Source organism: Flavobacterium piscis (assembly GCF_031457575.1).
Taxonomy (GTDB): Bacteria; Bacteroidota; Bacteroidia; order Flavobacteriales; family Flavobacteriaceae; genus Flavobacterium; species Flavobacterium piscis_A.
In genome coordinates this window covers 107,489-118,448 of sequence record NZ_JAVDWQ010000005.1, presented here as the reverse complement: position 1 = coordinate 118,448, position 10,960 = coordinate 107,489, and the positions used below count along the sequence as shown (strand labels likewise).

Sequence of the window (10,960 nt, the reverse complement as noted above, 5' to 3'; positions counted from 1 at the left end):
ATTAGGCATTTAATTTATCTATTGCTTCTGTATGAGGGATAAACTGCATTTTTTTTGGGTTGCAGAATTTAGTAGAATCTCTTCCAATAATACTGATTTTTGCTGCACATTCTCCCAATTCTCCACTATAGTTCTGAGTTATTATATAATCCGTTTCATATGCAGAGAAGTTAATTGATTCATTAGTAAGTATACTTTTGGCGTGATGCCTTTTTTGCATTTCAGAAGACTGAATTGCGGTAAGGATATAACTGACATCCTTAAAATAGTTTGGTATAACATTTCCATCCAAAGAGTAATCAATTTCTGTTACCCCTATCAATGTAGTCAAAAAAGTTCCGTAGAAAGCATCTGAGCTAAAAAAAGCATCCGTTGTTTCACAATGTTCTAAAATTTTGCCTTGAGTTGTATGCGGATTTATATTTTTCAGGAATTGTATCAGTTGGTCGTTCGATAACTTATAAATAGCTTCCAATGCCATGTCAATAAGTTTCTCATGTTCAGGTGTAGGGGTAAATGTATTGCTTTCTAAGTCATCAATGAATTTAAGATACTCCTGATATAATGCATTTCGGATTGCAGATAATTTACTTTTTGACTTTACACCAGGAGCGGTCATAATACCAACAATTTCATCTAAACTGAAGCTTATGTTGTAAGTTGCAGCATTATGATGTTGATGCTCGTATCGGATTTTCTCATCCAATGTTGCTAGAAATTCCTGAAAGACGTTTTCACGCCAACCAGTGTTATCGTGTTGAGGATGCATTTGGTTTGAAAGTAACGTTTGTATTTCAGTATCTATGTAAGTAAAAATATCGGCAAGTGGACAATGATTTAAAACTGCGCTGTATGGATAGCGAATGACTCCTCCAGGATTTTGAGCAGCTGTTAAATTTGACCAATTTCTTATTTCACAAATGGAATGTAAATAATTGCTTCCTGGACAGACTTCAAAAACAGAAAGTGCTTCAGTGTAGCTACCAATAGTTTCTGAACTTTGCAAAGCCTTTACCTGATGTACTTCTAAAACAACACCTAGATTAGAAATCTTTGCATCTTCCTGAGTTTCATATTCTAACACAAATTCTGACAGGTTGTGAGCACTACCATGTAAAGCATTAATTTTTTTTAAAGCTATAAGTAAACCTATTTTACCTTGGTGAGCATAACCGCTCCAACTTGAGGTTGCGTTTCTTGACATTGAAAGAATTTAAACATTAAATGTATATTATTTTCTTAAATAATACTAAGAAAATACTGTAATCTTTATTAATTGAAATCATTTTTACTTTTCAATGGAGCAGATGAAATTATTTGTCAATATCATCAAATATACTTCTTTCTTTATCTTCGTTTTCATCACTTTTAGTACTTAATTTTTCTCTTTTTATCATTTCTTTTTCTGATGTATTCTGAGCAATCCAATCTTCAATTTCAACTAGTTCTTTATTGACAGCAAATACTATTTGTGGATCCTCCGAAAATTCCTGTTCAATAATTTCTAAATCTTCTTTTAGCGAAGACATATGATATTCGGCATCTTCATCCTGTTGATAATTAGACTTGTAAGTTTCTTTTAAAGTTGAGATCTTTGGGATAAGTTCAATTCTAATTTTCTGTAAAAGTTCCTCAAATTCGTCATCCTTAAACATTTCTTTTATTTCGTCTGAAATTAAAGCGTATAGAGTATGGCCTTCAATTGCATAACTAGATACTATATCAATAAATTCTTTCCTTAAATTTTCAGGAAATAGGCCTGAAGTAAATAAAACGTGAGCAAGCCTAACTTCAGGAGAATAATCTAAATTAACACTAGGGTGAGATATTTGGTGTAGTATATTAGGATTTTCTTCAACGTACATTTTTAAAAAACTTGTAGAACATCTTCGTGACAGAAAAGTGTGGAGATTTCTCTTAGCTCCCCACTCCGAAAGATAATCTGTTTTATATTGATTAGTAGCTCTATACGCTTTTAATTTTTCTAGTATTATAGGAAATAAATTTTTAGGAACTATAACAGCTTTCTCCAAACTAACATTTCCGCAAGTAATCTGACCAAGTAACATGTCAACTGAACTTCCATAAAGGTAAATAACAAGCATATCTGACGAACTAACTATGAATTTAGCATATGCATCCCCTATTGTAGGGTGTTTATATTTCCAAAACATTTCATCTTCTGATATTATGGACTGTACCATATTACCTTTCATCGCTTCAAGTGCGTCAATACAACCAGAAAGTGAACTTCCAAGTCGTGAAATTGCATTAAGCTCAATTTCGTTTAAGAGTAGAGGTGATTTTAGTTTTTCACTATTCATGTAAATCAAAGCCAAAGCTGCTTGACTATCTTTATCCAGATCATTTAAAATATCTAAAAGAAAGCTTTCTTGCTTATGAACAAATTCATTTAAAGCATAATCTTTGATTTCTAAATTTTTAGTAAAAAAAGGATCTGCAATTCTTCTTGCTATTTCTGGGATAAAACGTTCATGAGTTGCGATTTGCTCCAGATGTTTTTTTATTATAGTGCGGAATTTTTGTGGTTGTCTCCCCATCTTTATATGGTTGTACAACATTTGTCTTTTCTCATTCAGCGTTAAGTTATGAACATCAATGACGACTTGGCTCTCATTTAATAATGGAAATGCTCCTTCCTTTAAATCCTTTCTAGCGGCATTGTAAATATAATCCCTAGAAGTCATCACAATTTTTGCACCTTTATGCAACATCGTTTTTATTAAAGGCATAGCGTGATTCCATCGACCACTAAGAGTCGATTCATATTGTGTTACTCCAAATGCATCATCAATCCAAAAGAATTGGCCGGGTTCTTCAGGATTCCAATGTTTTATCACTTGTTCCGCAGTATCCAATTTCATTGTCATTGCTTTCCACTGATCAAGCGCACCCATTGCGAGAAGTGATGCAATTGTAGTTTTTCCAGCTGCTGGTTCGCCAATTAACAAAACAAAATTATGTTCCTCTATTGCTTTCGCCGCTCTATCGTAAGCAGTTGTAATTACAACTTTTGCCAAATCTTCTTTTAGGTATTCAAGTAATGCAACACCTTGTGAATAGACTCGCGCATCTAAAATTTGCGTTAGATCACCTAAGCCATATACTCTTGGAACCATTCTTCTTAGTCTTGAATTTTCTTTAATTTGAGTAGATATCCAATCATTCCCAAAAACAAAAACATGTTTTATTCCTACAAGTTTAAATTCTGTTTGAATTTTTTCGGCAACTCTTCCTGAAATTCCTGCATTTGTCATAATAAGATAAATATCACACATGCCCTTATTTACAAGAACTCCTGCTTTGGGTAATTCTTCACTTAAATCTGAAAATTTCAGATTGTAATTTTGCTTAGATGTAAATTTACATTGTATAACAAAATTACCTTTAACAGAATCATTGTCTTTTTTCTTCCATTTACCATAATAACTCCCATCACGACCACCGTCATTTGATGGCAAATATGACATTGCTGTCTGTCCTAGAATCTCTCTTGCAATTGAATTACACAATTCTTGGAATCCATACCACCCTAAATGCTGTAAATTATACATAATTCCTAATTTTGTTTTTAATTATTTACTTACAACAATTTATAATTTCCTGAGTAAACTCTTCTAATGTAGATTTATCTTCTGGAAATTTTGCAGAATTCAACACTGAATAAATATAACTAATCTACAACATGAAAAAACACGTAATTATACGTATTTTTTTATCAAGATATATATGTAATTTTCCTGTTATAATTCAAGTTACTCGACAACGTTATAATAAAATAAAATTATGAAACGGGAGTTACAAAAACATTTAGTGGAATTACAAAACCATACCAAAAGAAATTTCAAGAGATGGTTTAAAACTTACTCCGGACTTAGAGGGGTTCATGTGGGGAAAAAAACTGTTAAGGGAAAGCTGACTCCATCTTACTCTTTTGTATTTCATGTTGATACAAAATCTAAAGCTATTAAAAAAGAAATCCCAAAGCAGCTTTATATTGTACGTGACGGTATCAGAATTTATGTACCAACCGATGTAGTCGAAGCAGGTGGATTAGAACTTCAGGGTGTTAAAGTAGGTGATACAGCACAAAATAACACATCAGGTTTAGCAGGAACAATTTCACTTTACTTCGAAAACACAAGAGGTGTTTTTTTAGGTTCTAATATGCATGTTTTAGCTCCACAATTGTTAGCACACAGGCAAATTTTATACGATGTAAGAAGGGAACCTCAAAATGACCAAAAAATTATTATTTATGATTCAATTATTGAATCAACAGCTAAGCTTTTTATTGCAAAGTTCAATGGCATTGATTTTGGCTTTGCAAGAGTTAGTAATCCATTGCTAATTGAAAAGACAATAAAACAGTTTGGTCCAGTAACTGGATATATTTCTTTAAACTCTTCCAACTCTCATTCATTTAAAATGTCGTTTCAAGGCATTACATCTGGTTTAAGGCAATGTAAAGTACTGAATTTCGACGCAGTGAAAGATACCCAATTCAAAAACATCTTTCTAACAAATCTAATAAGGCTTAACAGATGCACAGAACTTGGTGATTCTGGCGCACCTTTATTTGACAGTCAAGGCCGTATTGCAGGAGCTATGGTAGGATTCGATAAAGATTCAAGCTACGCACTTCATATAGATGATATCATACAATTTTTTCAATCTTCAAAACTATAGCAATTATGAAAAATTTTACTTTATTAATTTTATTCACATTGATCACTTTTACAGGTCACTCCCAAACCTATAAGATACGTATTGGAGGAGCAGCAGGCCAGGAAGTAGATATAGAGAATTTATCTGATTCAAAATTTAAAGAAGCAATAAAAACATTTGAAATTAAAAAGGATCCCGGTGATGCTAAAAAAAATGTCAAAAAATTTAAAATAAGTTCAAGCAATGAGTCAGAAGAATTCTTAACAGATGGAAATTATCATACAGTAACATTTACTTCTGATGTAAGAAATGGATCATTATACATTTCAGACGATAAGGGCGTATCTATTGGCACTCCTTTTAAGCTGCTAGGAAGCGGTGCAGGAACCCTGGTTACAGATAAAGATGGAGCTACATTTGAAATGCCCCGGGATAAAACCGCCACTAACTATATTGTAAATACCTTATTTAAAGGAGAAATAAAGTATCATGAAGGAATTGGGTTGAAAATTAAAACAAGTAAAAATACAGAATTTATTGGAAATGATTACGTGCATGTTTTCTTTGACCAAAATGGAAATAGTCTTATACGTTCAATTCCAATCGGTATTGGGAGGGCAAATTATGTAGCACATATAGTGTATCTAACCCCAAGTGATAATCCTCTTAACATAGAATATCACATAAACCAGGTTTCTGCCGATGTTGATGAAGGTGTAAATATTAGAGGAGATGGAGGCTTGAATAATAATCCAATAACGCTAGCAGGTATAGATAAGACAACTGTAAAATTAGAATGGAAACATTATGAAATTCTATTAGAACCTTCAAGCTATGATGTTGTTTTTGATATAAAAAGAAGTGAAGGTTTTCTTGAAAATTCTGACCCAAAAATTGTCGCAACAAGAGTCATAAAAATGAAAAAAGTCTATCATGGAAGTATTGACATTGGAGTACTTAAAACAGATTTAGAGAACCCTGATTTTGCATTGGTAACTAATCCTGCAGATCCTGCACAGTCTGTTGTTAAAAAAACAAATGCTGGCTCCCGTATTTTGGCTTCCGCCATGTACACTTTTTACTTTTCACCGATTGTAGCTCTCGAAAAACTCTTTCAGAGTAAGAAAGTAAGCAATTACAGACTTGAAGGCAGAACTTTTGTAGACGATCATAAATGGTACGAGCGTATCTACCCCACAGTAGGTGTAGGCTTAAATGATCGCCTACTTGATAATGTATTTGTTGGAGGAAAATGGGAATTTATACGTGGCGGGTCTGTTTTTGCAGGCTATAACTGGGGTAAAGTAAACACACTAAATGTTGATGAAAATTTTGAGTATGAAAGCACAGCCATTACGCAAGCCGAATTTGATTTAAAAACAAATACAAAATGGGATGGTGCATTTTGCTTTGGCTTTAATTTAGACTTGCGAATCATTACAAACTTATTCCGAACGGGATCTGATACAACCGAATAATTATAACGCATTATTATATTATTACTATCTTTTCTTTTATTGATTAATCAAGCAAAAGATTTTGGCAGTCTCAGTGCCCCGCAATTACCTGACGTAGGAAGTGCAATTACGGGGCGGCGGGCTTTAGCCCACCACCGCTATAGGACCTGAAATTTCCAAGATTCAGAAAGAACCCCCTTTGCGGGGTCATCGGAACAGCTTCCATAAAAGCGATGCCCACATATTGTCGAGAGTGGAATTAATAAATAAATCCTATTTTTCCAATGCCTCAGCAAGGAACAACTCGCTCATTATTATCCTGTTGTCCTTTAACTCATCAGTCACCATGAGAAGACTGGGACCTAAACGGGATTCGAACCAATCGAATCAAATTATTCTGGAGGTTTTTTATTTTTGCTAAGTCATATATATTTCAAACCATTGAAACCATTGAAATTTTATATTAAAAGAAAGTAAAATGAAACTAATTATAAAAGAGTAAATCAACTTTATATTTTAAAATTTATTAAAAAAAAATGAATTACACTTCCACAAAATTGCTAGAAAATAGATCGCGTAACAAAGATAAATATCAACCATTTAATTAGTGTTTTTTTTATTCTAAATAGTAAACTTTTCCATACTTTTGTAATGTAATTTTTTACAAAATTTCGAAGTACACTTTTTTGTTTACTTGTTCTTAAAAAATACTGAAAAGTCCAGTATTTACTGGGGTTTATAAAATATATAGTGGAGCCTCTTTCTCCGCTGAAAGCGCGAGCCCCAATGTTTATTGGGGCTCGCAGTGTTTTTAGAGGGATCAATACGAAAACCTGTGGAGTGGTAAAAATTAAGCATAAATATTAGGGATCATGCGCAAAAGTTGGGGATTAGGCAAAAAGATTCGATAATCTAAATAAGAAGAAGTCTATATTTCTTACTCCTCTAAATTGGCTTCTAAATGCTTTTATTTTTGCATTAAAGGATTCTGCCGAAGCATTTGTACTTCTGTTATCAAAATAGTTTAAGATTGACTGGTATTAAAAGTTATGGTATTGAGTAAAATATTAAAGTTTTTAAAACCCGACTCCTCTACATTTCTATACCAATGAGCGAGTTTGGTCATGGCAATGTGTTTATCATTGTAGTTATTGTAAATCCCTCGGAGTTGTTGGTTTAGATTATATGCTGTTTTTATATCAGGGTATAATTCAAATAGCATTTGTGCCCTTTCTTGCTGATTCAGTGTCCATTTTTCACGAGATTTGTATAGCAGATACCTACTTCTTGCCAGTAGCTGTTTAACAGAATCTCCGTTAGATAAAAGCTTTGGGACATATGCTTTGTTCTCTCTTTTTGCCAGCAATATCAATTGATTCTCATCTCTTGTAAGGCTTCCAGTGCTAACTTTTGAACATGGAACCTATCGGTAACTTGTATGGCTTTGGAGAAACATCTCTTTGATATCAGTTTCATAGAATTAGCCATATCGAGTGTTATTTCTTGTACAGAAGATCTCTTTTTATCATCTATTTTACTAATGTGTTCTATGACCTGTTCTGCCTTTGTTCCAGCAATAATAGCCACCAAGGAGCCTTTTTTACCTTTGAATTTCTTGTTGGTCACAATGGTGTAAAGCTCTCCCTGAGACAAAGCTACTTCATCAATTGATAAATGTGTACCTATATTCTCAGGGTAAACAATCCACTGATGAGCATGTTCACGTGGAGCCCAGGCAGTGAAGGAACTCAGATGCTTTTTATATTGTCTTTGAAGTTTTTTACCGTTAACGCCGAAGAAGCGTCCAATGGTGTGACAATCAGTAGCGCTGTTATCTATTAATTTCTTTTAAAAAAACCGCAAACTCTTGAGTCATGCGGGTTCCCTTGGCTACTAAATTCCAATCTCTTTTAATAATTTCTCCTGTGTTTTTATTTGTCCAACGACGTCTTTTAATATGCAGATACACATACTTACCTCTAAGGGGAAAGTCCTGAATAGTAATCTCATCTTGAAAACCCTTTGATACCAGTTCAAATGCACTAAATTCTTGTGGAGGATTAATTTTCTCTTCAAAAGACAAGTGTAATATCTCTTCTGTATTAGTAGAAGAAACTACTTCAAAATGATCTACTAAAAAATCAGGAAGCATAAATTTTAAAAGCTCTATCGGGGTCATCTTAAATTCTTAGATTGTAAATTTCTGATTTTATTTTCACATTCCTCCTCAGGTTTTGTTCTTGATCCGTTTTATTTTCTAAAAATTAAGCACTTTTGAAAATTTCAGTTAACTTATAAAATAAAAAACAACAGTTGTCAAAGAACGGCTACACAAGAGGATTGTCATTGTATAAAGTCACTTCATTATTTGTGTTTACTAATTTTACCACTTTTTTATTTACTAATTATACCACGTCTATGTTTGCTAATTTTAGTACATTTGCATATACTAATTTCATCACACAGCAGAGCATTAAAATTTCAAATGAAATTATAGTATTTCACCAATAAATAATTAAAAATGGCAACACCAAAAGAAAGATTTATAGAAGCACTTACTTTTCTTAAAGACATTCAGGATAAAGATATTGTGGGAATACACACTGATGATATACCTAACACAAAATATCGACAGTTATTAGTAAAAAACGGATTTATTCGAGAGGTCTCCAAAGGCTGGTATATTGCAACAGACCCAAGTGAAAAAGAAGGAGAAACAACTGCCTGGTTTAGTTCATACTGGGATTTTATTTCTCAATTTCTTAATAAAAAATACGGGGGCAATTGGTGTATCTCTGCTGATCAATCACTTCTTATACATTCAGGAAACTGGTCAGTGCCGCAGCAGCTAATCGTACGTTCGCCCGACGGCAACAACAAACCAACGCCATTACCATACAATACCTCACTTTTCAATCTAAAAACTAATACAGCTTCAGCTGATCAAATTGAGATTCAAAGAGGCATAAAGATATACAATCTTCAGAGTGCCCTTATCTATAGCAGCCCTTCATTATATACTCACAATGCAATTGATGCCAGAACTGCACTTTCAATGATCAGAGATGCTTCTGAGTTATTGCCAATATTGCTGGAGAATGGGCATACCACACTCGCAGGACGCTTAGCGGGCGCATTTCGAAATATACGTCGTGACAGAATAGCAGATCAGATTATTGAAACATTCAAGACAGCCGATTATGATATTCGTGAAGAAGATCCATTTAACAATCAGCTTGATATCAAATTATCTCCGCGCGAGCGATCGCCATATGCTAACCGCATCCGCTTAATGTGGATGCAGATGCGCGAAGATATTATAAATAGCTTTCCTGCTCAGCCCGGACTGCCCAAAGACACTGATTCATATCTTAAAGAAATTGATGATATTTTTATTACTGATGCTTACCATTCCTTATCTATTGAACGCTATCGTGTAACACCTGAATTAATTGCCAAAGTAAGCAGCGGTCGATGGAATGCAAAAGAAAATGAAGAAGATAGAAAACAAAGGGATGCTATGGCTGCCAGAGGTTATTATCAAGCATTTACACAAGTTAAAGAGACAATCAAAGAAATTTTAAAGGGAACAAACTCTGGCATCCAAGTAGACAAAGATCATTCCAAATGGTACAGAGAACTATTTGATCCAAGTGTCACCGCCGGTATATTAAAAGCATCTGATCTGGCCGGATATCGAAATCATCAAGTCTATATAGGCAACTCTAAACATACACCTCTTAACGTCGAGGCTATGCGTGATACAATGCCTGTTCTTTTTGAATTGCTTGAAGAAGAAAGTGAGGCCTCGGTGCGTGCTGTTTTAGGCCATTTCATATTTGTATTTATTCATCCCTACATGGATGGAAATGGAAGAATGGGTCGTTTTCTTCTAAATACTATGCTGGCATCAGGCGGATATCCGTGGACAGTAATACCAGTTGAAAGAAGAGATGACTACATGGAGGCATTGGAAAAAGCCAGCGTAGATCAGAATATTATTCCATTTGCGTCTTTCCTTGGTTATTTGGTCAATGAAGGATTAAAAGGAAAAGCTGTAGCGGAATTACCTGCTTCTATGTAAACAACAATTTTAAAAATAAAAAAATAAATGACAGCAATAAAAATTGAAAAAAAGATAAGGGAATCTTTATGTGGTTTCTGCAACACAGGATGCTAAAGTTTTTGCAATCAATCAGAAGGCTTCATTTGGTAATTGGGGAGAAACAGCAAGAACAATAAATACCGGCCTACTTAATATTAAAAAACAACTATCAAAATTGCTTTCGAAATTGGTTTTACAGCAAAATAGACCTAGCATTATGCAAAAATTTTAGATGTCAACATAATGGAAGATATGGAAAAACTAAATCTACATTTAGTTGATGTCAATTTAGAAATAGGCTCCTAATTTGGACTGCATCCAAAAGTTTTAAAAAAAATGGAACAACGTATATTGGAGAACTAAATAAAGTAAAATAACTATCTAAATCCACATAATTTTCTATTTTTTGGCAAAATTGTGGTACATAGGATTAGGAAAAAGCACAGCCTCAGCAAAATCAAGGTCTGCCAATTCTAGGTTCGAATAGATGTAAACCTCGAGCATTTACAGTTTACATCATATGATTTTTACCTTACTTCCAGAAACGGAAGAATCATCAGCATTTTGCAAAAGTTAATAACCAAAATGCTTAGCCAAATACATTCAGATAAATGTTGAATTTTTAAGGATGGACTATTTAAAATCAGAAAGGGTTATATGGAAGAGATGAATCCAGTATTTGTGCTCGTATACGCTACAAACAGGAATC

General features: G+C 33.7%; 9 protein-coding genes. 3 read left to right on the top strand and 6 right to left on the bottom strand.

The window, feature by feature from the left end; all coding sequences use genetic code 11:
* Position 1: 1 nt before the first annotated feature.
* Together J2W48_RS09020 and J2W48_RS09015 are read right to left on the bottom strand one after the other, a co-directional pair.
* Positions 2–1,204 (bottom strand): ABC-three component system protein, encoded by a 1,203-nt coding sequence (locus tag J2W48_RS09020; RefSeq protein ID WP_310280474.1) that lies wholly within the window; start codon positions 1,202–1,204, stop codon positions 2–4.
* Positions 1,205–1,313: 109 nt separating this feature from the next.
* Positions 1,314–3,575, bottom strand: a complete 2,262-nt coding sequence (locus J2W48_RS09015; RefSeq protein WP_310280472.1) for an nSTAND3 domain-containing NTPase — start codon at positions 3,573–3,575, stop codon at positions 1,314–1,316.
* Between the two features lie 232 nt (positions 3,576–3,807).
* On the opposite strand from J2W48_RS09015, the gene J2W48_RS09010 reads away from it, so the two are divergent.
* Both J2W48_RS09010 and J2W48_RS09005 read left to right on the top strand, forming a co-directional pair.
* Positions 3,808–4,710 carry a hypothetical protein gene (locus tag J2W48_RS09010; protein WP_310280470.1) on the top strand — a complete coding sequence of 301 codons (903 nt, stop codon included), beginning with the start codon at positions 3,808–3,810 and terminating at the stop codon, positions 4,708–4,710.
* A 5-nt stretch (positions 4,711–4,715) separates the two neighbouring features.
* Entirely contained in the window at positions 4,716–6,167 is a 1,452-nt protein-coding gene (locus J2W48_RS09005; RefSeq protein ID WP_310280469.1) for a hypothetical protein, read from the top strand.
* Positions 6,168–7,036: 869 nt separating this feature from the next.
* Here the strand turns inward: J2W48_RS09005 and J2W48_RS23200 are convergent.
* The 4 genes from J2W48_RS23200 to J2W48_RS08995 all read right to left on the bottom strand — a co-directional run bounded on the left by J2W48_RS23200 (position 7,037) and on the right by J2W48_RS08995 (position 8,325).
* Positions 7,037–7,177 (bottom strand): transposase, encoded by a 141-nt coding sequence (locus tag J2W48_RS23200; RefSeq protein WP_262710917.1) that lies wholly within the window; start codon positions 7,175–7,177, stop codon positions 7,037–7,039.
* Positions 7,171–7,512, bottom strand: a complete 342-nt coding sequence (locus J2W48_RS23195; RefSeq protein ID WP_475690759.1) for a transposase — start codon at positions 7,510–7,512, stop codon at positions 7,171–7,173. Before J2W48_RS23195 ends, J2W48_RS23200 begins: the two co-directional genes overlap by 7 nt.
* 2 nt (positions 7,513–7,514) lie before the next feature.
* Complete coding sequence (locus J2W48_RS23190; RefSeq protein ID WP_475690760.1) at positions 7,515–7,772, bottom strand: transposase; 258 nt, start codon at positions 7,770–7,772, stop codon at positions 7,515–7,517.
* Between the two features lie 205 nt (positions 7,773–7,977).
* On the bottom strand, positions 7,978–8,325 hold the full coding sequence (locus J2W48_RS08995; protein WP_310280467.1) for an ISAon1 family transposase N-terminal region protein: 348 nt from the start codon (positions 8,323–8,325) through the stop codon (positions 7,978–7,980).
* 342 nt (positions 8,326–8,667) lie between these two features.
* Here J2W48_RS08995 and J2W48_RS08990 point away from each other — a divergent pair, with 342 nt between their 5' ends.
* Positions 8,668–10,230, top strand: a complete 1,563-nt coding sequence (locus tag J2W48_RS08990; RefSeq protein WP_310280465.1) for a Fic family protein — start codon at positions 8,668–8,670, stop codon at positions 10,228–10,230.
* The last annotated feature ends 730 nt before the right edge of the window (positions 10,231–10,960 follow it).

Coding starts and splice junctions, on each gene's coding strand:
- J2W48_RS09010 (WP_310280470.1), top strand. CDS start 3,808: ATGAAACGGGAGTTACAAAAACATTTAGTGGAATTACAAAACCATACC.
- J2W48_RS09015 (WP_310280472.1), bottom strand. CDS start 3,575: ATGTATAATTTACAGCATTTAGGGTGGTATGGATTCCAAGAATTGTGT.
- J2W48_RS08995 (WP_310280467.1), bottom strand. CDS start 8,325: ATGACCCCGATAGAGCTTTTAAAATTTATGCTTCCTGATTTTTTAGTA.
- J2W48_RS09020 (WP_310280474.1), bottom strand. CDS start 1,204: ATGTCAAGAAACGCAACCTCAAGTTGGAGCGGTTATGCTCACCAAGGT.
- J2W48_RS09005 (WP_310280469.1), top strand. CDS start 4,716: ATGAAAAATTTTACTTTATTAATTTTATTCACATTGATCACTTTTACA.
- J2W48_RS08990 (WP_310280465.1), top strand. CDS start 8,668: ATGGCAACACCAAAAGAAAGATTTATAGAAGCACTTACTTTTCTTAAA.